This is a genomic window from Arthrobacter sp. UM1, assembly GCF_020483305.1.
In the GTDB taxonomy this organism is placed as follows: domain Bacteria; phylum Actinomycetota; class Actinomycetes; order Actinomycetales; family Micrococcaceae; genus Falsarthrobacter.
On sequence record NZ_JACWAB010000002.1, the window covers coordinates 106,809 to 127,269 of the forward strand.

Annotated in this window: 20 protein-coding genes; 10 read left to right on the forward strand and 10 right to left on the reverse strand. The window is 70.5% G+C overall.

The genetic code is table 11. The annotated features are described in order from the left end of the window. Window positions 1-8 precede the first annotated feature (8 nt). Entirely contained in the window at window positions 9-1,583 is a 1,575-nt protein-coding gene (gene mmsA, locus H9I38_RS03845; protein WP_226337651.1) for a multiple monosaccharide ABC transporter ATP-binding protein, read from the reverse strand. Between the two features lie 171 nt (window positions 1,584-1,754). After that, on the reverse strand, window positions 1,755-2,921 hold the full coding sequence (locus H9I38_RS03850; protein ID WP_226337435.1) for an ROK family transcriptional regulator: 1,167 nt from the start codon (window positions 2,919-2,921) through the stop codon (window positions 1,755-1,757). Window positions 2,922-3,026: 105 nt separating this feature from the next. Between H9I38_RS03850 and H9I38_RS03855 the strand changes: the two genes are divergently transcribed. After that, window positions 3,027-4,169, forward strand: coding sequence for an FAD-dependent oxidoreductase (locus H9I38_RS03855; protein ID WP_226337436.1), 1,143 nt, complete (start codon window positions 3,027-3,029; stop codon window positions 4,167-4,169). On the opposite strand, the gene H9I38_RS03860 is transcribed toward H9I38_RS03855, so the two are convergent. Beyond that, window positions 4,126-5,511, reverse strand: a complete 1,386-nt coding sequence (locus tag H9I38_RS03860) for an alpha/beta hydrolase (protein WP_226337437.1) — start codon at window positions 5,509-5,511, stop codon at window positions 4,126-4,128. The genes H9I38_RS03855 and H9I38_RS03860 overlap by 44 nt on opposite strands. Before the next feature lie 171 nt (window positions 5,512-5,682). Here H9I38_RS03860 and H9I38_RS03865 point away from each other — a divergent pair, with 171 nt between their 5' ends. The 3 genes from H9I38_RS03865 to H9I38_RS03875 are packed head-to-tail and all read left to right on the forward strand — an operon-like array spanning window position 5,683 to window position 7,972. After that, the gene (locus H9I38_RS03865; RefSeq protein WP_226337438.1) at window positions 5,683-7,428 is read left to right on the forward strand and encodes a pyruvate dehydrogenase; all 1,746 of its coding nucleotides are present in this window, start codon (window positions 5,683-5,685) and stop codon (window positions 7,426-7,428) included. Window positions 7,429-7,469: 41 nt separating this feature from the next. Next, window positions 7,470-7,712 (forward strand): type II toxin-antitoxin system Phd/YefM family antitoxin, encoded by a 243-nt coding sequence (locus H9I38_RS03870; protein ID WP_226337439.1) that lies wholly within the window; start codon window positions 7,470-7,472, stop codon window positions 7,710-7,712. Continuing rightward, a complete protein-coding gene (locus tag H9I38_RS03875) occupies window positions 7,709-7,972 on the forward strand; it encodes a Txe/YoeB family addiction module toxin (RefSeq protein ID WP_226337440.1) in 264 nt (87 codons plus the stop codon). Before H9I38_RS03870 ends, H9I38_RS03875 begins: the two co-directional genes overlap by 4 nt. Before the next feature lie 21 nt (window positions 7,973-7,993). On the opposite strand, the gene H9I38_RS03880 is transcribed toward H9I38_RS03875, so the two are convergent. Both H9I38_RS03880 and purU read right to left on the reverse strand, forming a co-directional pair. After that, window positions 7,994-9,313 (reverse strand): threonine/serine exporter family protein, encoded by a 1,320-nt coding sequence (locus H9I38_RS03880; protein ID WP_226337441.1) that lies wholly within the window; start codon window positions 9,311-9,313, stop codon window positions 7,994-7,996. Window positions 9,314-9,321: 8 nt separating this feature from the next. Next, window positions 9,322-10,185, reverse strand: coding sequence for a formyltetrahydrofolate deformylase (gene purU / locus H9I38_RS03885; protein WP_226337442.1), 864 nt, complete (start codon window positions 10,183-10,185; stop codon window positions 9,322-9,324). 80 nt (window positions 10,186-10,265) lie between these two features. Between purU and H9I38_RS03890 the strand changes: the two genes are divergently transcribed. From H9I38_RS03890 to H9I38_RS03915, 6 genes are all read left to right on the forward strand, one after another. Next, window positions 10,266-11,159: a bifunctional methylenetetrahydrofolate dehydrogenase/methenyltetrahydrofolate cyclohydrolase gene (locus H9I38_RS03890; RefSeq protein ID WP_226337443.1), complete on the forward strand. Its 894-nt coding sequence runs from the start codon at window positions 10,266-10,268 to the stop codon at window positions 11,157-11,159. 133 nt (window positions 11,160-11,292) lie between these two features. Beyond that, window positions 11,293-11,847, forward strand: a complete 555-nt coding sequence (locus H9I38_RS03895; RefSeq protein WP_226337444.1) for a hypothetical protein — start codon at window positions 11,293-11,295, stop codon at window positions 11,845-11,847. A gap of 165 nt (window positions 11,848-12,012) precedes the next feature. Next, on the forward strand, window positions 12,013-12,822 hold the full coding sequence (locus H9I38_RS03900; RefSeq protein ID WP_226337652.1) for an exodeoxyribonuclease III: 810 nt from the start codon (window positions 12,013-12,015) through the stop codon (window positions 12,820-12,822). Window positions 12,823-12,851: 29 nt separating this feature from the next. Then, entirely contained in the window at window positions 12,852-13,859 is a 1,008-nt protein-coding gene (trpS, locus tag H9I38_RS03905; protein ID WP_226337445.1) for a tryptophan--tRNA ligase, read from the forward strand. A gap of 13 nt (window positions 13,860-13,872) precedes the next feature. Further along, a complete protein-coding gene (locus H9I38_RS03910) occupies window positions 13,873-14,427 on the forward strand; it encodes a 2'-5' RNA ligase family protein (protein WP_226337446.1) in 555 nt (184 codons plus the stop codon). After that, entirely contained in the window at window positions 14,366-15,550 is a 1,185-nt protein-coding gene (locus H9I38_RS03915) for a YihY/virulence factor BrkB family protein (protein ID WP_226337447.1), read from the forward strand. Before H9I38_RS03910 ends, H9I38_RS03915 begins: the two co-directional genes overlap by 62 nt. A 170-nt stretch (window positions 15,551-15,720) precedes the next feature. On the opposite strand, the gene H9I38_RS03920 is transcribed toward H9I38_RS03915, so the two are convergent. The 5 genes from H9I38_RS03920 to sdhA form a co-directional block, all read right to left on the reverse strand. Beyond that, window positions 15,721-16,347 carry a maleylpyruvate isomerase family mycothiol-dependent enzyme gene (locus H9I38_RS03920; RefSeq protein ID WP_226337448.1) on the reverse strand — a complete coding sequence of 209 codons (627 nt, stop codon included), beginning with the start codon at window positions 16,345-16,347 and terminating at the stop codon, window positions 15,721-15,723. Window positions 16,348-16,388: 41 nt separating this feature from the next. Further along, on the reverse strand, window positions 16,389-17,060 hold the full coding sequence (locus tag H9I38_RS03925) for a maleylpyruvate isomerase family mycothiol-dependent enzyme (protein ID WP_226337449.1): 672 nt from the start codon (window positions 17,058-17,060) through the stop codon (window positions 16,389-16,391). Window positions 17,061-17,062: 2 nt separating this feature from the next. Further along, window positions 17,063-17,458 carry a VOC family protein gene (locus H9I38_RS03930; protein ID WP_226337450.1) on the reverse strand — a complete coding sequence of 132 codons (396 nt, stop codon included), beginning with the start codon at window positions 17,456-17,458 and terminating at the stop codon, window positions 17,063-17,065. A 400-nt stretch (window positions 17,459-17,858) separates the two neighbouring features. Next, window positions 17,859-18,665, reverse strand: coding sequence for a succinate dehydrogenase iron-sulfur subunit (locus H9I38_RS03935; protein ID WP_226337451.1), 807 nt, complete (start codon window positions 18,663-18,665; stop codon window positions 17,859-17,861). Beyond that, window positions 18,665-20,437, reverse strand: coding sequence for a succinate dehydrogenase flavoprotein subunit (gene sdhA, locus H9I38_RS03940; protein WP_226337452.1), 1,773 nt, complete (start codon window positions 20,435-20,437; stop codon window positions 18,665-18,667). Before sdhA ends, H9I38_RS03935 begins: the two co-directional genes overlap by 1 nt. Window positions 20,438-20,461 lie beyond the last annotated feature (24 nt).

Genomic DNA, 20,461 nt, shown 5'->3' on the forward strand with positions numbered 1-20,461 from the left:
TCGTGGGGCTAGGTCGTCGGAAGAGCGGCGGCGTCGGCCGTGGCGGGGGCCGCGTGGGAGCCGGTGCGGGCGGCCCGGGGGTTGGAGGTCATGAGGCGCATGAGCGTCTCCTGCGTGGCGTCCTCGCGGGCCACCTCGCCCGTGACGGCGCCCTCGAAGATCGTGTAGATCCGGTCCGAGAGGCCGATGAGCTCGGGCAGCTCCGAGGAGACGACGATGACGCCCTTGCCCTGCTCCGCGAGCTTGTGGATGATGCCGTAGATCTCGTACTTGGCGCCCACGTCGATGCCGCGGGTGGGCTCGTCGAGGATGAGGAGCTCCGGCCCGGTGAACATCCACTTGGAGAGGACCACCTTCTGCTGGTTGCCGCCGGAGAGCTTGGCCACCCCCTCGCTGACGCTCGGCGCCTTGGTGCGCATGGAGACGCGGTACTCCTCGGCCACGCTGGCCTCCCTGCGCTCGTCGAGGACGCCGTTGCGGGCGATCTTCCCGAGGGCGGCCGCGACCGTCGTCGCCTTGATGTCGTCGAGGAGGTTGAGGCCGAGCGCCTTGCGGTCCTCGGTCACGTACGCGAGGCCCGCCTTGATGGCGGCCGGGACTGACTTCAGCTCCACGGGCTTGCCGTCGAGGAAGACCTGTCCGCTCAGGTACGTGCCGTAGGAGCGGCCGAAGAGCGAGCGGACCAGCTCGGTGCGGCCCGCGCCCATGAGTCCGGCGAAGCCGACGATCTCGCCGCGCCGCACGTGGAAGGAGCTGCCCTTGGCCACGAGGCGGTCCGGGACGGTGGGGTGGGCGACGGTCCAGTCGCGGACCTCGAAGAACGTCTCGCCGATCTGCGGCGTGCGGTCCGGGAAGCGCGAGCCGAGCGAGCGGCCCACCATGGCCCGGATGATGCGGTCCTCGTCCACGCCGTCGGCCCGGACGTCCATCGTCTCGATCGACTGGCCGTCGCGGATGATCGTGATCGAGTCGGAGATCTGCTCGATCTCGTTGAGCTTGTGGCTGATCATGATGGCGCTCATGCCCTGCGTCCGCAGGCCGTCGAGGAGGGAGAGCAGGTGCTGGGAGTCGGTCTCGTTGAGCGCGGCGGTCGGCTCGTCCAGCACGAGCAGCTTGACGTCCTTGCTCAGCGCCTTGGCGATCTCGACGAGCTGCTGCTTGCCCACGCCGATCTCGGAGACCGGGGTGGTGGGGTCCTCGTTGAGGCCGACGCGCCGCATGAGCTCGATGGCCTTGATGTTGACGGCCTTCCAGTCGATGCCGCCGAACCGTCCCCGGACCTCGTTGCCGAGGAAGATGTTCTCGGCGATGGAGAGCTGGGGGATGAGCGCGAGCTCCTGGTGGATGATGACGATTCCGGCCGCCTCCGAGGAGCGGATGTCCTTGAACCGCTGGACCTCGCCCTCGAAGACGACGTCGCCCTCGTACGTGCCGAACGGGTACACGCCGGAGAGGACCTTCATGAGGGTGGACTTGCCGGCGCCGTTCTCGCCGCAGATCGCGTGGATCTCGCCGCGGCGGACGCTGAGGTTCACATCGGACAGCGCCTTGACGCCGGGGAACGTCTTGGTGATGCCCCGCATCGCGAGGATCTCGTCGTGGGCCACATCGCCCCTTTCAGTCACCAACCAACCGGTCGTGTTCAGTGGATAGAACCACATTGAACGCCAGCGGGGTCAATGCCGTCAAGTCTTGAACACAAGGAAGATGTGTTTCAGATCATGTGGCGTGGATGACAGCGCTCGGCTGGGCGGTCACATCTCGCGGAGCACGACGGCGACGGCGCCGAGCGCCTCCGCCTGGTCCCCGAGGCTCGCCGCCTCGAGGCGCACGCTCTCGCGGATGAGCGGCACGCTGTGGCGGCGCATGGCCGCCTCCATGGGGTCCAGGAAGACCCTGCCGAGCGGGGCGAGGGGGCCGCCGAGGAGGATGGCCTCCGGGCCGAGCATGTTGGCGATGTGCCCGCACGCCTCGCCGACGGACCGCGCGGAGTCCTCGAGCAGGCGCAGCGTGGCCAGGTCCCCTCGCTGGGCGAGCTCGACGATGTCCTCGCTCGTCGAGGCGTCCCTTCCGGCCTGGCGCAGCTGCTCCAGGACCGCGCGCGTCGAGGCCACCGTCTCGAGGCAGCCGCGGTTGCCGCAGTGGCAGACGACGTCGGACGCCTGGAGGCCGAGGTGCCCGATCTCGCCGCTCACGCCGAGCGCCCCGCTCAGCAGCTGCCCCTCCACGGCGATGCCCGCGCCGATGCCCGTGGCGACCTTGAGGTAGACGAGGCTGCCCGCGCCGTCGTGCCGGCCGAAGGCGATCTCGCCGAGGGCGCCGAGGTTCGCGTCGTTCTCCAGCGCCACAGGGCGCCCGAAGGTCTGCTCGAGCCTCGGGTGAAGGTCGATGCCGACCCACTCCGGAAGGATCGCGCCGTCGATGACGGTGTGCGTGCGCTGGTCGATCGGGCCCGGGATGCCGACGCCGATGCCGATGACGTCCTCCATCGAGCGCGAGACGTCCTCGAGGAGCCCCGCGTACTCCCGCGCCGCGAGCGCGAGCGTGCGCTCGGCCGTGTGGCCCACGGGCAGGGGCGAGAACCGCTCGCCGAGGATCTGCCGGTTCTTCGCGGCGACGACGAGCCTCACGTGCCGCCGCCCGATGTCCACTCCGACGGCGACGGCGCGGCTCGCCGTGAGCGAGACGCTGACGGCGCGGCGGCCGGAGGCGGTGGTGGGGCTCTTCTCGGCCTCGCCCGCGGAGACGAGCTGCCGGACGATGTTGCTCACCGTGGCGGGGGAGAGGCCGCTCAGGCGCGCGAGCTCTGCCTGGGTCGAGGGGCCGTGTTCGCTGAGGACCTCGGAGATCCGCTCGCGGTTGCGCGCGCGGAGGGCGCTCTGCGAGCCGGGGGCAGGAGAGTCGTGGCGAGGGGAGGGCACGCCCCTAGTAGTTCACACCCAGCCCATTCCGTCAAGAAATGAACTCAAGGCGTGCGTCAGGGTGAGACAGGGATGAAACGCGGCGGCGGGCGCGTTGGGCTGGCTGTGAGCGCAGAGAAGACAGCGGAGGCCGGTCGGCTGGAGGCCGGCGAGGGCGTGTGGGACTCGCTCGTGGTCGGCGCGGGGCAGGCGGGGCTCGCCGCCTCGCGCTTCCTTCTGCACAAGGGCATCCGCCACACGGTCCTCGACGCGGAGCCGGGTCCCGGCGGGGCGTGGAGGAACCGGTGGGACAGCCTGAGCATGGCGGACGTCCACGGCGTGGCGGACCTGCCTGGGCTCCCGGCGCCCAAGGCGTCCGCCGAGCCCGCGAACCGGGCCCTCCCTGCCTATTTCGGGGAGTACGAGCGGCGATTCGGGCTCCCGGTGGAGCGTCCGGTGACGGTCCGGCGCGTCGAAGACGAGGACGGCTTGCTCCGCGTGACGTCTCTGGACGGCGAGGGCCGCGAGTCCGTCCGTCTCACGAGGACCCTCGTCAACGCCACCGGCACGTGGCGGGGGCCGTTCGTGCCGGCGGTTCCGGGCGCGGGGGAGTTCCGCGGTCGGCAGTTCCACACCGTCTCCTATCCGGGGCCGGAGGCTCTGCGGGGGAAGCGGGTCGCCGTCGTCGGCGGCGGGGCCTCGGCGGTCCAGTTCCTCGGGGAGCTCGCGGAGGGCTCGGAGCTGCTCTGGATCACGCGCCGTCCCCCTCAGTGGCGCTCGGGGCCGGTGGACGGCCTCGCCGTCGTCTCCCGGATCGAGGCGCACGTGGTGCGCGGGCTGCCGCCGGAGAGCATCGTGAGCGACACGGGCATCGGGCTGCGGCCCGCGGAGGAGGCCGCGCGGCGCTCCGGGGTGTTCGAGCGCCGGCTGCCCATGTTCGAGCGGATCCTCCCGGAGGGGCTGCGCTGGGCGGACGGGCGCGAGGAGCGCGTGGACGCCATCCTGTGGGCCACGGGGTTCCGGCCCGTGCTCGGCCACCTCGCCCCCCTGGGGCTGCGCACGCCGGAGGGAGGCATCGAGCTGCGGCGGGAGCCCGGTCTCGTGCAGGGCGCCACCACCTCGGTGCGGGACCCGCGGATCAGCCTCGTGGGCTACGGGCCCTCGGCGAGCACCATCGGGGCGGGGCGCGCCGGGCGCCGCGCCGCGGTCAGCGTGGAGCGGTTCCTCAGTGGAAGAGGGGCTTCTTCGGCGCCTTCGCGGGAGGCGTGACGGCGGGATGGCTCGGCGTCTCCAGACCGAGCCGCCCGCTCAGCCACTCGAGGCCCCGCGGCAGCGTGGCGTTGGGGACCTTCCACGTGTGCCCCACGCCCGGAATGGGGTAGACGGCCGTGAGCATCCCCGCCTTCCTGGCGGCCGCCGAGGTCCGGGCCATGTAGCCGCTGTACTCCTGGTCGAGCTGGCCCGCGGAGAAGTACACGGCCGAGCCCGGGTACCGCTGCTCGCGCAGGAGCGTGAGGGGCACGAGGCTGTCGAACTGGCGCGCGTTCCCGTTGAACGCCGCCTGGATCGTCTCGTTCCGGTCCGAGTAGATGCCGGGCTCCGCCTCGCCGCTCATGACGATCGCGTTCGGGAACTGCTGCGGGAAGCGCGTGGCCATCTGCAGAGCGCACGTGCCGCCGAAGGAGAACCCGGCGGCGGCCCAGCGCCGCGGGTTCTCGTCCACCGTGAGGGTGCTGCGGATCCAGTCCGGCACGTCCTGGGACAGATAGGTCTCCGCGCGGGCGATCTGCGAGTCCATGCACATGTTCTCCTCGTCGTCCGGGCCCGTTGCGTCCGGCATGACGACGATCGGCGCGAGCCCGCGGTGGCGGGACGCGTAGGAGTCCATGATCTTCTGGATGTTCCCCGTGCCGAGCCACTGGTTCGGGTTCCCCGGCTGGCCCGTCATGAGCATGAGCACGGGGAGCTTGGGACGGTCCTTGGTGCGGTAGGCCGGCGGGAGGTAGACGAAGCCGGTGCGGGACTGGAACCCGGACTTGGTCCCGGGGATCTGCACGGAGAACACCTGGCCGTGCTTGGGGAGGCCGAGCGGCTCCTTCCAGCGCTCCGCCACCGGTCCCGGCCGGGACTGCTCCTTCTCCACCGTGGCGAACCGCTTCGTCATCGAGGCGGGCAGCGGGGCCACGTTGTCGGCGCTCGCTCCCGTGATGTCTCCCACGGTCAGGTACAGGCCGTAGTACGCGTTGATCTGCAGGAAGGCCATCGCGGTGACGAGGGCCGCCGCGACGACCGTGCCCAGCTTGTGGTGCCAGCGGCTCAGCACGAGGTGGGCGAGTGCCAGCACCACGGCCAGGATGGCGGCGCCGCCGTTCAGGAGGACCTCGGCGGGCAGGTCCCCCTCTGAGAGGTCCGTCTGGTGCACCACGAACCAGTTGGCGGCCCACGTCAGCACCGCCGCGGCGGCCGCCAGGGCCAGGGCCACGAGCGCCCACCGCTTCCAGCTCACGCGGCGAGGGCGCCAGAGCAGCACGACGGCGCCGATCAGCGCGCCGAGCCCGACCGCCAGGGGCAGGGGGCCGGCGACGAGGTCGAGACGGTTCAGCTGGTTCATGGGGCGGAGGGCGTCCTCGGGGATCTGGGGCGGATGCTCCTAGGAACCTATCGGACGAAGCTGAGAGGCCGGGCACGGGCGGAGAGCACGGCGATCCGTTCGTCACACCCCCCTTGGCACGGGCGGGCCGCGGTGCTGTGATCGGTGGAGACGGCGAAAGGAGTCCCCCGCATGAACCTCGCAGACCAGCTCATCGAGCAGCTCGTCAACGCCGGCGTCCGCCGCATCTACGGCATCGTCGGAGACAGCCTCAACCCCATCGTGGACGCGGTGCGCCGCACCGGCGGATCCCGCCGCGGCGGGATCGACTGGATCCACGTCCGCCATGAGGAGGCCGCCGCCTTCGCCGCCGCCGCCGAGGCGCAGGTCACGGGCGAGCTCGCCGTCTGCGCGGGATCCTGCGGCCCGGGCAACCTCCACCTCATCAACGGGCTCTACGACGCGAACCGCTCCGGCGCCCCGGTCCTCGCCATCGCGAGCCACATCCCGAGCGTCCAGATCGGCCAGGGCTTCTTCCAGGAGACCCACCCGGACCGCCTCTTCACGGAGTGCAGCGTCTACAGCGAGCTCATCAGCACCGCCGAGCAGTCCCCGCGCGTGGTCAAGGCCGCCATGTCGCACGCACTCGGCGAGGGCGGCGTCGCCGTCGTCACCCTGCCCGGCGACATCGCAGGCCAGGAGGCCGTGGGGAAGACCCCGCGGTTCGTCCGGCCCGCCCGGGGCTCCATGGTTCCGAGCCCGGACGCCGTGGAGGAGGTGGTCGAGGCCATCGGCTCCGCCAAGCGGATCGCGATCTTCGCGGGCGCGGGCGCTCGCGGCGCGCACGACGAGCTCATGATGGTCGCGGACCTGCTCGGCGCGCCCGTGGGGCACTCGCTCCGCGGCAAGGAGTGGGTGCAGCACGACAACCCCTTCGACGTCGGCATGACGGGCCTCCTCGGCTACGGTGCGGCGGCGAGCGGAATCGACGACGCGGACCTGCTCCTGCTCGTCGGCACGGACTTCCCCTACGACCAGTTCCTCCCCGAGGGCACCCGGACCGTGCAGGTGGACCGCCGGGCCGAGGTGATCGGGCGCCGCATGACGGTGGACATCCCCGTCCAGGCGGACGTCAAGCCGTTCCTCGAGGCGCTCATCCCACGGCTCTCGCCCCGGAAGGACCGCTCGTTCCTGACGAAGATGCTCAAGAAGCACGAGCGGCTCATGACCAAGTCCGTGGGCGCCTACACCCGCAAGGCGGAGAAGCTGAAGCCGATCCACCCGGAGTACGCGGCGGCCCTTCTCGACGAGATGGCGGACGAGGACGCCGTCTTCACCGCGGACACCGGCATGTGCAACGTCTGGACCGCGCGCTACATCACGCCGAACGGCAAGCGGCGCCTCATCGGTTCGATGCTGCACGGCTCGATGGCCAACGCCCTTCCGCACGCCATCGGCGCGCAGCTGGCGGACACCTCGCGGCAGGTGGTCTCGGTGAGCGGCGACGGCGGCCTCTCCATGCTGCTCGGCGACCTCCCGACGCCGCCGGCCTACGGCCTCCCGCTCAAGGTGATGGTGTTCAACAACTCCACGCTCGGCATGGTCAAGCTGGAGATGCTCGTGGACGAGCTCCCGGACTTCGGCGTGGACGTCCCGGACACGCGCTACGCGGACATCGCGACGGCGATGGGGTGGAAGGCCGTCCGCGTCGAGGACCCCAAGGAGCTGCCCAAGCGGATGCGGGAGTTCCTGGACCATGACGGCCCGGCGCTGCTCGAGGTCATGACGGACCCGAATGCGCTGTCCCTGCCCCCGGAGATCACCTCGGACCAGGTCTTCGGGTTCGCCACGGCCATGGCCAAGGTCGTGCTCAACGGAGGCGCGGGCGAGGCGGTCTCCATGGCCCGGTCCAACCTCCGCAACATTCCGCGGCGGTAGGGGCTCCGGCCAGGGCGTACGCAATGGCGTACGCTTGGGTCATGAGCGCCATCTCCGCCACCAACGCCCGTCAGTCCATCTACAGGATCATCGACCAGGTGAACGCCGAGTCCGAGCCGATCACGATCACGGGTCAGCGCGGCAACGCCGTGCTCGTGGGCGAAGACGACTGGCGCGCGATCCAGGAGTCGCTGTACCTGACCTCAGTCCCCGGTTTCTCCGAGTCCGTCCGCGAGGCGCGTGCCGAAGGCGTGGAAGCCGGGTCTGAGGAGCTCGACTGGTGACGTGGACTCTGGTCTATTCGCGGCAGGCGCAGAAGGATGCGAAGAAGCTGGCGCAGTCCGGGCTGAAGGCCAAGGCCGAGTCCCTGCTGGCTGTCGTCCGAGCGGACCCGTTCGGGACTCCGCCGCGGTACGAGCAGCTGGTGGGGGACCTGGCGGGATGCTATTCCCGGCGGATCAACATCCAGCACAGGCTGGTCTATGAGGTCTTCGCGGAGACGCGGACCGTCCACGTTCTGAGGCTCTGGACCCACTACGAGTGACCCGGCTCCCGCCTTCGGCCCCTAGCCGTGCTGCAGCGCCCGCCGTCGTCGTGATCCCGCCACCCGGGCGCCGGCCCGCCGGAGCCCGCGGGCGGCGGAGGTGCCCACGATGAGGCCGATCGCGATGGCGAGGACGGAGCTCGTCATCGCGAGGACCGTGCCCCACGAGTCGCCGGGGTCCACGCCGAGCCTGGCCACGGACACGAGCCCCAGCGATCCCGGCACGAGCAGCCAGAAGCTGGGCAGGAAGAGCACCAGCCTGGGAATGCCCGGCCGCACCGCCGCGGCTGTCCAGGAGAGGAAGCTCGCCACGGCGCCGCCGGCGAGCAGGGACCCCCACGCCGGGGCGCCGAGCCCCACGCCCACGGTCCACTGCGCGGCGTAGGTGGCCGTGAGCACCGCGAACACGAGCGCCGCGAGCCGCCACGGCACCGACTCCTGGAGGCAGATGCCCAGAGAGAGCAGGGCGATCCCGAGGAACGGGATGAGCGGGCCGATCTCGTCCACCCGCTGGTCGCTCCACGCGCTCGGTCCCGCGCCCACCGCGAAGGCCGCGGCCGCGATGCCCGCCGCGAACATGACGAGCTGCGTTGACCCGTAGACGAGCCGCGAGGCGCCCGCGGTCATGCGCCCCGCCACGAGCTCCGAGAGCCCCGTCACGATGAGCGATCCCGGCAGCAGCACCGCCACCGGAGGCAGGAGGCTGCGCAGCGGCGAGGGGATCCACCCGGCGCGGTGCAGCAGGAAGGCCGGGACCGCCACGCAGAAGGACGCCACGAGCGGCAGGAGCGCGGCGGGGATGAGCCGCCGCGAGGTCAGACGCATGAGCGCGACGACGACGGGGCTCACCGCCGTGGCGAAGAGCACCGCGTTCCACGAGGGCTGCAGGAGGGTGCCGACGCCGAACGCGATGGCGAACCCGCCCAGATACATGCCGGAGACGGGGAAGCGGGGGCGCTGGGCCCGCAGGCTCGCGAGGGCGCCGAGCGCCGCCTCGGGGGACACGGACCCCGTCTCGAGGCCGTGCTGCACGGCGGCCACGCGGGCGGACTGGTCCAGGCGCAGGCCGCCCTCGACGGCTTCGTAGGCGGCCGGCTCGCCCGGCGCGAGGGAGATCCAGACGCCGTTGGGGTCCGAGCGGACCTGGGCGTGCGGGTAGCCGATGCCGCGGGCGGCCATGACCACGTCCACCTCGACCTCGTGTGCGGCGGCGCCTCCGGCAGTGTGCGCGGCGGCGAGGTAGGCGAGGAGCCGGCGGTGCTCCGTCGGATGCTCCCTCGGGAGCTCGCGGGGACGCTCCGGCATCGGATCCTCCGGGCCCGCGGGCGGCTGGGCGGTCATCCGGAGGCCTACCGGAAGACCACGGTGCGGCGGCCGTCGAGCAGGATGCGGTGCTCGGCGTGGAGGCGCACGGCCGCGGCCAGGGTGCGCCCCTCCGCCTCGCGGCCCATCTCCACGAACTGCGCCGCGGTGTGGTGGTGGCTGACGGGGATGGTCTCCTGCTCGATGATGGGCCCCTCGTCGAGGTCGTCCGTCACGTAGTGCGCGGTGGCGCCGATGATCTTGACGCCGCGCGCATGCGCCTGGTGATAGGGGCGGGCGCCCTTGAAGCTCGGCAGGAAGGAGTGGTGGATGTTGATGGCCCGCCCGGCGAGCGCCTGCGCCAGCTCGGGGGAGAGGATCTGCATGTAGCGGGCGAGGACCACGAGCTCGACGTCCAGCTCGTCCACGAGCCGCAGGAGCTGGGCCTCCGCCTCCGGCTTGGTCTCCGGGGTCACTGGGATGTGATGGAAGTCCACGCCGTAGAAGGAGGCCAGCTCGCCGAGCTGGGCGTGGTTGGAGACCACCGCGGGCACCTCGATGGGCAGCGAGCCGGCCTTCTGCGCGAAGAGGAGGCGGTTGATGCAGTGCTCGTCCTTCGAGGCCAGGATGAGCGTGCGCATCTTCCGGCCCGCGGGGAGCACCGCCGCGTCCATGGAGAACTCCGCGCTCACGTCCGCGATGCCCTCCCGCAGCCGCTCCTCCGTGGTGCCGGCGGGCGCGTCCACGGTGATCCGCATGAAGAACGTGCCGCTGTCCGGGGAGGAGAACTGCTGCGACTCCGTGACGTTGCAGCCGAGGCGCACGAGCGCGCCGGTCAGGGCGTGGACGATTCCCGGGCGGTCGGGGCAGGTCAGCGAGACGGAGAAGGTCGCGGGAAGAGGCTCAGACATGCTCCCCAGGTTAGGCCGATAAGCTGGGGTGAGCTGTATTCCCAAGGACGAGAGCCCACACTGTGGGCGCGGAGGTGTCGATGAGCGCTCGCATTCTGGACGGCAAGAAGGCCGCGGCCGAGATCAAGGAGGACCTCGCCGAGCGGGTCCGCGCCCTGCGCGCGGAGAACATCCTGCCGGGACTCGCCACCGTCCTCGTGGGGGAGGACCCGGCGAGCCAGAAGTACGTGGCGGCCAAGCACCGGGACTGCGAGGAGATCGGGATCTCCTCCCTCCGCAAGGACCTCCCGGCGGACATCTCCCAGGGCGAGCTCGAGTCCGTCCTCGAGGAGCTCAACACGGACCCCGCCTGCCACGGGTACATCGTCCAGCTCCCGCTGCCGAAGCACCTGGACACGGACCGCGTCCTCGAGCTCATCGAGCCCACCAAGGACGCGGACGGCCTCCACCCCGTCAACCTGGGCCGCCTCGTGCTCAACGTCACGCGGCCCATCGAGACGCCGCTGCCGTGCACGCCCCGCGGCGCCATCGACCTCCTGACCCGCAACGGGTACGACCTCAACGGCAAGCACGTCGTCGTCATCGGCCGCGGCATCACCGTGGGCCGGCCGATCTCCCTCCTCCTCACCCGCCGCCAGATCAACGCGACCGTCACGCTCGTCCACACGGGCACCCGGAACGTCGCCGCTGAGGTGGAGCGGGCGGACGTGGTCATCGCCGCCGCCGGCGTGGCCCACATGGTCAAGCCGGAGTGGGTCAAGCCGGGCGCGGCCGTCCTCGACGTGGGCGTCTCCCGCACCGAGGACCCGCTGACGGGCCGCCCGCGCATCGCAGGGGACGTGGACCCGGGCGTCGCGGACGTGGCCGGCTGGATCTCCCCGAACCCCGGCGGCGTCGGCCCGATGACCCGTGCTCTCCTCCTCACCAACGTGGTCGAGGCCGCCGAGCGGGCGCTCGCCGAGCGCTCCGCCTGACCCTCGCGCACCGTCTGACCGCCCCCGCCCGAGACGCCTCTCGTCCACGGGCGCAGACAACAAGGGCACAGACAACGACGACGACCAGAACCACCGCCGCCACAGGCACCACCGCCGCAAAGGAACCGCCTCCGTGACCCAGCCCCTGACATCCGGCCCCTCCGCCGCAGACCGCCGCACCAACCCGAAGACCGCAGGACTGTCCCTGCGCATGAGCACGGTGCTCTTCGCGATCATGATCGCCGTCTTCCTCGTGGCCATCGTGTTCGCTGCGAACAACAACACGTTCATCGGGTGGCTCGTCGCCGTCGTCTTCGGCGGCTGGCTGCTCCTGTTCGGCTTCCTCGTCTTCACGCTCCGCGCCGCGGCCCGGAAGGCCGGCGCCGCGTTCGAGGCGGCGCAGCAGGACGTCGAGCGGCGGCGGGCCGGGCTCGCGCCGTCGGCGGGCACGAGCGTCGTCGGCGAGCGGGACACGCTCCTGGACGAGAAGCTGGACCACAGCTTCAAAATCATCGAGGTCCAGAAGCGCGTCATCGCCGAGGAGCGCGCGAAGGGCGCGGCCGCGGACGAGGACCGCGTGGAGCGCGCGCTCGAGACCATCGAGATCACCGCGAGCAACGCCCGGGACATGATCCGCCCGGACCGCCGCGGCGGCTCCTCGGAGACCGTCACGGGCACCGTCCTCTAGGCTGGATCCGTGGCTGAGACTGAGAAGAACACCGCTGGCAAGAAGACGGCCGCCCAGCCGAAGCGCCCCCGGGTCGCCCCGCGCATCGGCGCGAACGGCAAGGCCGCGAAGGACCTGACGCTCGAGGACGTGGACCCGGTCACCGTCCAGGCCGCCCCGGAGTCCCTGCCCAAGCAGGAGGGCGCCGTGCGCATCGCCAGCGTCAACGTCAACGGGCTGCGCGCCGCGTGGCGCAAGGGCATGCCGTACTGGCTCGAGAACCGGGACGTGGACATCCTGGCCCTCCAGGAGGTGCGCGCGCCGGACGCGATCGTCCGCGAGCTCTTCGCCGAGGGCTGGCACATCCTCCACGCGGAGGCCGGGGCCAAGGGCCGCGCGGGCGTGGCCGTCCTCTCCCGCGAGGAGCCCATCGAGACGCGCGTGGGCATCGGGGACGAGTACTTCGAGGACTCCGGCCGCTGGGTCGAGGCGGACTTCCAGATCAACGGCAAGCGCCTCACGCTCGTCTCCGCCTACGTCCACTCCGGCGAGGCGGACACGCCCAAGCAGGTGGACAAGTACCGCTTCCTGGACCGGATGGCGGAGCGCCTGCCCGAGATGGCTGAGGCGGCAGACCACGCCCTCGTGGTGGGGGACCTCAACGTGGGCCACACCGAGCTGGACATCAAGAACTGGAAGGCCAACCGCAAGAAGGCCGGGTTCCTCCCCGAGGAGCGCGCGTACTTCGACCGCTTCTTCGGCGAGCTCGGCTACAAGGACGTGGTCCGCGGCCTGGCCGGCGAGGTGGAGGGGCCGTACACGTGGTGGTCCCAGCGCGGACAGGCGTTCGACAACAACGTGGGCTGGCGCATCGACTACCACATGGCCTCGCCGGCGCTCGCGGAGTCCGCCGTCTCCTTCGCCGTGGACCGCGGCGCCCGCTGGGACACGCGGTTCACGGACCACGCGCCGCTCGTCGTCGACTACACGCTCTAGCCCTCCCTCATCTCCCTCGAAGGACCGTCATGACCTCACAGCCTCGTGTTCTCTCCGGCATGCAGCCGAGCGCGGACTCGCTCCACCTCGGCAACTACCTGGGCGCGCTGAGGCCGTGGGTGCAGCGGCAGAGCGAGCAGGAGAACTTCTTCTTCGTCCCGGACCTGCACTCGCTCACGTCCCGCATCGAGCCGGGCGTGCTCGCAGAGCGCACCCGCAAGACCGTGGCCCAGTACATCGCCGGCGGCCTGGACCCGGAGGCCAACGTCCTCTTCATCCAGTCCCACGTCCCGGAGCACGCGGAGCTCGCCTGGGTGCTCTCCTGCGTGACCGGCTTCGGCGAGGCGTCCCGCATGACGCAGTTCAAGGACAAGACGGCCAAGGGCGGGGCGGATCAGGCCAACGTGGGTCTCTTCACCTATCCGATCCTCATGGCCTCGGACATCCTCCTCTACAAGCCGGACGCGGTCCCGGTGGGAGACGACCAGCGCCAGCACGTGGAGCTGACCCGGACCCTGGCCCAGCGCTTCAACTCGCGCTTCGGCGAGGTGTTCAAGGTCCCCGAGGCCTCCATCCCGGCCGCAGGCGCGCGGGTCTACGACCTCCAGAACCCCACGTCCAAGATGTCCAAGTCCTCGGAGTCGCCCGCGGGGCGCATCGAGATCCTCGATTCGGACAAGCAGATCGCCAAGCGCATCAAGTCCGCCGTGACGGACGCGGGCACGGAGATCCGGTTCGACCGCGAGGAGAAGCCGGGCGTCTCCAATCTGCTCGACATCTACAGCTCGGTCACCGGCCGCACCGTGGCCGAGGCCGAGGAGGAGTTCGCGGGCAAGATGTACGGCCACCTCAAGGTCGCTGTGGCCGAGGCCGTCGTCGCCGAGATCGCCCCGGTCCGCGAGAGGGCGCTCGAGCTGCTCGCGGACCCGGCCGAGCTGGACCGCATCCTCGCCTCGGGCCGGGAGAAGGCCCGCGCCGTGGCCGCCGCCACGCTCGGGGACGTGTACAGCGCGGTCGGCTTCCTCCGCGCCGGCTGAGGGCGGTGACGCGGTGACGGTCGGCGTCGTCGTCTCCCTCCCGGCGGAGACGGCCGCCCGGGTGGCCCGGGAGAAGCGCGCGCGCAAGAGCCCGGAGGCGGAGATCCCGGCCCACATCACCCTTGTCTCCCTCGTGCCCGCCCACGACCGGTGGGCGGAGATCGCCGCGCACCTGCGGGAGACGGCCCGGCGGCACGAGCCGTTCGCCGTGGAGCTCGACGGCGCCGGGACCTTCCTGCCCGTCTCGCCCGTCGCCTTCCTCGCCGTGGGGGAGGGCCGGGAGCAGCTGGCCGCCCTCGAGGCGGACGTCCGCCGCGGCCCGCTTGCCTTCGAGCGGCCCTACCCGTTCGTCCCCCACGTGACCGTCCTGCACCCGGGGGAGCCGGAGGAGGTCCGCCGCGCCGAACGCGAGCTCTCGGCCTTCAGGGAGCGGTTCCGGGTCGCTAGCATGGGGCTGTACCAGAAGCCCCCCGGCGAGAGCTGGGTCCACCGAGAAGAGATCCCCCTTGGCAAGAACCCGTCGCCTGAACAACACGCGGAAGTCCTTCCCCCAGCAGGAGAAGGCTGACCCGAACACCCCGTCCCCCCTCGATCCTGCCGAGCTGCGCGTCTCCGTCCTGGAGAAGAAGCAGGACATCGCCAAGGCAGAGAGGGACGGCACGTCGACGACGGGCCCCAAGATCGGCCTGTTCATGGCCCGGCTGAGCGCGTTCAAACCGATGCGCGCCTTCACGCTGTACAGCAAGCGGCACGGGCCCATCATGGCGGCCGGCGCGGCGTACAACATGTTCTTCTCCGTCGCGGCGCTGCTCGTGGCGGGCTTCTCCATCTTCGGCCTCGTCGCCGCGGGGAACGAGGGCCTCAAGCAGACCGTCATCGAGTCCGTCGCCAAGTCCACCCCGGGCCTCATCGACACGGGCAGCGGCGGACTCGCGAAGCCGGACAAGCTCTTCAGCCAGAGCAGCGGCTTCGGGATCGCGCTCGTCATCTCGACGGCGACCATGCTCTTCACCGCCCTCGGCTGGATCAACGGCCTCCGCGAGGCGATGCGCGGCGTCTACGGCCTGGACATGCTCCAGCAGAGCTTCCCGGTCAAGAAGCTGCGGGACCTCGGCACGCTTCTGCTCCTCGGCGTGGCGCTCATCCTCACGTCCCTCGTCGGCGCGGTGTTCACCTCGGGGACGAAGTCGCTCATGGACTTCATGCATCTCCAGTCCGGGTTCGCCCAGGCGGTCGTCTGGATCGTGGGCTTCCTCGTCACGCTCGTGCTGGACATGCTCGTGGCCGTCATCCTGTTCCGCCTCGCCTCCGGCATCCACATGCCCAAGAAGGCCATGTGGGTGGCGGCGTTCATCGCCGGCTTCGGCTCCGCCGTCTTGCGCCTCTTCTCCGCCCAGCTGCTCGGCGGAGCCTCCAAGAACCCGCTGCTCGCCCCGTTCGCCGTGATCCTGGGCCTGTTCGTCTGGTTCTACTTCCTCAGCCAGGTGTACCTGATCGCGACGGCGGCGGGGCGCGTCGTCGCCGCGGACGAGGAGCTCCGCGAGGAGAGCCACCTGACCCCGCACAAGCCGGGGCTGCTGCGCCGCTCCACCGCTCGCCGCCTCGAGGACAGTGTGGCGGGGCGCCCCGGGCCGAGGCGAGGCGAGTCCGGCATGGCCGCCCGCTCCGCGAAGGGCCCGCGGCACGGCTGACCGGCGTCACGGATGATCCGCTGATCCGAGGCCCCGCTGATCCTCGGCCCGGCTGCCCCGCTGATCCGCGTCACGGCTGATCCGCGTCCGCCTAGCACCGGGCCGCCGCCCGGGCACGCGAGAGGCCCCCGCCCGTCACGGGCGGGGGCCTCTCTCTGTGCAGCCGCTCGTCAGAAGCGGCTGCGGAACGCCTCGGCGCCGTCGCCGGAGAGGTCCTCGAGGTACTCCTCGCGTCCGGCCAGGGCCATGACGAGGGAGATCATCGGACCCTCCACGCGCGGCCCCTTGCCGAGCGACCACGGAATGTCCGTGGCCGCGAGTTGCACGCCCTTCGCGCGCTTCTTGCCCTGGGGGCCGAGATGCCCCTTGGCGGCGATGCGGCCGAGCGACTGCAGGTCCTCCCGCGAGTACTCGTGCGCGATCCCGAGCGCGCGGCGGATGTCCTCCGCATGCACGATGATCTCCACGAGATCCGCCTCCGCCGGCCGGAAGCCCTCACGGCTGTCCATCCGCTCCCGGTAGACCTCGAGCGTCTTCTGCGGGTCGGGGAAGGTGTTCTCCGAGACCTCGGCGTCGTTCGCCTTCTTGAGGCTGAAGCCGTTGAGCGCCACGGACCGGAGCATCCCTCCCAGGGTGCTCGTGAACGTCCCGGCGAGGTGCGCGACGACGTTCTGGACCGTCCACTCCTTCGAGAGGCTGCGCGTGGCCCACTGGGCGCGGGACAGGCCCGCCAGGTCCGCGGCGAGGGACTCGCGGGCCTTGATGATGCGGGGGTACATTGCGTCGTACTTCGCCATGGGTCCTCCTGGCTTGCTCAGCGGTGTTCTGTGCCCTCAGCCTATCGGCCCGGCTCGTCCTTGTGCCGGGCTCCGGCAGAGGCGAAGCGGGAGCGCAGCTCGGGAAGCCCCTCGCCCTCGAGCTCGTCGAGGTAGGCGTCCCGCCCCGTCATGGTCATGAGCAGGGGCAGCATGCGTCCGCGGACCTCCGGCCCGGTGCCGGTGGACCAGGCCTGGTCCGTCGCGGACAGCTTCAGGCCCTTGATGCGGGACTTCGTGCCGATGAGCAGGTTGGAGCCCTTGTAGAACTCGGCCAGGGTCATGAGGTCGTCCATCTTGTACTCGTGCGGGGCGCCGAGCGGCTTGCGGATGTCCTCCGCGTGGATGAGGGCCTCGCCGAGCCAGGACTCCACCGGCCCGGGAGGGGCGGTGGTGCTGTGCATGTTCGCACGGAACGCCTCGAGGACGGCGGGGCGGCCCTGGGCGGTCAGCTCCGCGATGTTCTCGTTGAACATGCGGTCCATGGAGAAGCGGTTCTTGAGGAGGTTCGCAAGGAAGCTCTTCGGCGTCGTCGTCGAGGTCGAGGCCATGTGGGCCACGAGCTGCTCCACCGTCCAGTCGGAGCAGAGGGAGCGGGTCTGCCACTGTGCCTCGTCGAGCTCGTACAGGTCGTTGTAGAGGCCTTCGCGCACATCGTGGATGCGGGGCCAGAGGACGTTCTTGTCAGCGCTCATGTCTACTTCGCCTCCGAATCGGGCTGGTGGATGCCGAACACGTTGTTCTCAGTGTCGTGGAAATACCCCTGCCAGGCCATGCCGGGCAGCGCGTACTTGGGCAGGGCGACGCTGCCGCCGGCGTCGAGGATGGCGGTGGCCGCGGCGTCGAAGTCCTCGACGCCCATGGTGAGGACCGCGCCCGCGACGGGCCCGCCGACCTCCATGTTCGGGGTCATGCGCTTCATGATGGCTCCGTCGATGCCCATCTGGTCCTGCGGGCCGGTCTTGACGCCGAAGTAGGGCATTCCGGCGAACTCGCTCCAGTCCTCGACCTCCCAGCCGAACACATCGCGGTAGAAGCTGACAGCACGCTCGGGATTCTCCGCGTGGATCTCGAAGTGAACAACCCTTGACATGGGCTTTCCTCTCGTCGGGGGACAGGTATGAAGGGGCACGAACAGTCCCCAGCCTAGCCGTGCGGGTGCCGCTCCGAGCCCGGACCCTCCCGCCCTCTCTGCCGTCCCATCCCTTTCCCGCCTCATCTGGCCTTGTCCCGCCTCATCTGAACCCTCCCCGTCCCTCATCTGCACCCTCCCCGCCCCTCATCTGCACCCTCCCCGCCTCATCTGTTGCGAGTTGGAGGAATGGAGGCCCGCTTTCCTCCAACTCGCAACAGATGAGGGAGGGGCTCGGCTGAGGGACGGGCCCGGATGAGGGACGGGGCCCGGCTGAGGGAGGGGCCCGGACACAGAAGAGCCCCCGTCCCAGGAAGCGCGGGGCTTCGGGGCGGGGGCTCTCCTGGCCGGACGGACCGGACTACATGCTGCGGGTCAGGATGGCTTGCTTGACCTCGGCGATGGCCTTGGTCACCTGGATGCCGCGGGGGCACGCCTCCGAGCAGTTGAAGGTGGTGCGGCAGCGCCACACGCCTTCCTTGTCGTTGAGGATCTCCAGGCGCATGTCGCCGGCGTCGTCGCGCGAGTCGAAGATGAAGCGGTGCGCGTTGACGATGGCGGCCGGGCCGAAGTACTGGCCATCCGTCCAGAAGACCGGGCAGGAGGACGTGCACGCGGCGCAGAGGATGCACTTCGTGGTGTCGTCGAACCGCGCACGGTCCTCCGCGGACTGGAGGCGCTCCTTGGTGGGCTCCGGGCCCTTGTTCACGAGGAACGGCATGATCTCGCGGTAGGACTGGAAGAACGGCTCCATGTCCACGATGAGGTCCTTCTCCACCGGGAGGCCCTTGATCGGCTCCACCGTGATCGGCTTGGAGAGGTCGAGGTCCTTGAGGAGCGTCTTGCACGCGAGGCGGTTGCGGCCGTTGATGCGCATGGCATCCGAGCCGCAGACGCCGTGCGCGCAGGAGCGGCGGAAGGACAGGGATCCGTCCACCTCCCACTTGGCCTTGTGGAGGGCGTCGAGGACGCGGTCCGTGCCGTACATGGTCAGCTGGAACGTGTCCCAGCGGGCCTCGTCGGAGAACTCCGGGTTGTAGCGGCGCACGTTGAGCGTGATGTCGAACGAGGGGACCTCGTCCGCGCCGCCCTGCTTCTGGCCCTGCTGGACCTGGTTCTGGGCGCCCGCCTCGGTCTTCTCGGCAGGCTCTGCTGCTGCGTGGCTCATCAGTACTTACGCTCCATCGGCTCGTAGCGGGTGAAGATCACAGGCTTGGTGTCGAACCGCATGCCCTTGACGCCTTCCGTCTCGGACTCGGGGTCGCGGTAGACCATCGTGTGCTTCATGAAGTTCTCGTCGTCGCGCTTCGGGAAGTCTTCGCGGTAGTGGCCGCCGCGGGACTCCTTGCGGTGAAGCGCCGCGACCGTCATGACCTCGGCGAGGTCCAGGAGGAAGCCGAGCTCGATCGCCTCGAGGAGGTCGAGGTTGAAGCGCTTGCCCTTGTCCTGGATGGCGATCTGCTTGTAGCGCTCGCGCAGCTCCTCGATCTTGTCGAGGGCGCGGCGGATGGTCTCCTCGGAGCGGAACACCTGCATGTCGGCGTCCATGGTCTCCTGGAGCTCCGAGCGGAGCACGGCCACCTTCTCGGAGCCCGTCGCCGCGCGCAGCTGGGCGATTTGGTTCTCGACGAACGCCGTCGGGTTCTCCGGGATCTCCACGAACTCGGCGGTCTTGGCGTACTCCGCTGCGGCGATGCCGGCGCGCTTGCCGAAGACGTTGATGTCGAGGAGGGAGTTGGTGCCCAGGCGGTTCGAGCCGTGCACGGACACGCAGGCGACCTCGCCGGCCGCGTAGAGGCCCGGCACCACCGTCTCGTTGTCCTGGAGGACCTCGGCCTTGATGTTCGTCGGGATGCCGCCCATGGCGTAGTGGGCGGTCGGGAACACCGGGACCGGCTCCGTGTAGGGCTCGACGCCGAGGTACGTGCGGGCGAACTCCGTGATGTCCGGCAGCTTCTCGTCGATGTGGCTCGGCTCGAGGTGCGTCAGGTCGAGGTAGACGTAGTCCTTGTTCGGGCCGGCGCCGCGTCCCTCGCGGACCTCGTTGGCCATGGAGCGGGCCACGATGTCGCGGGGAGCGAGGTCCTTGATGGTCGGGGCGTAGCGCTCCATGAAGCGCTCGCCCTCGGCGTTGCGGAGGATGCCGCCCTCGCCTCGGGCCGCCTCGGAGAGGAGGATGCCGAGGCCCGCGAGTCCGGTCGGGTGGAACTGGAAGAACTCCATGTCCTCGAGCGGGATGCCCTGGCGGAACGCGATGGCCATGCCGTCGCCCGTGAGGGTGTGGGCGTTGGACGTGGTCTTGAAGACCTTGCCCGCGCCGCCGGAGGCGAAGACCACGGACTTGGCCTGGAAGACGTGCAGCTCGCCGGAGGCGAGGTCGTAGGAGACGACGCCGGCCACGCGCTTCTGGATGCGGCCGTCCACCTCCTCGTCCACCGTGAGCAGGTCCAGCACGTAGTACTCGTTGTAGAACTCGACGTTGTGCTTGACGCAGTTCTGGTAGAGCGTCTGGAGGATCATGTGGCCGGTGCGGTCCGCGGCGTAGCAGGCGCGGCGCACGGCGGCCTCGCCGTGGTTGCGGGTGTGGCCGCCGAAGCGGCGCTGGTCGATCCGGCCCTCGGGGGTGCGGTTGAAGGGGAGGCCCATCTTCTCGAGGTCGAGGACCGCGTCGATGGCCTCCTTGGCCATGACCTCGGCGGCGTCCTGGTCGACGAGGTAGTCGCCGCCCTTGACCGTGTCGAAGGTGTGCCACTCCCAGTTGTCCTCCTCGACGTTCGCGAGGGCGGCGCACATGCCGCCCTGGGCGGCGCCGGTGTGGGAGCGGGTGGGGTAGAGCTTCGTCAGGACGGCGGTGCGGGCGCGCTGTCCGGACTCGATGGCGGCGCGCATGCCGGCGCCGCCTGCGCCGACGATGACGACGTCGTACTTGTGGACCTGCATTCTGGATGCTCTTTCTCTGATCTG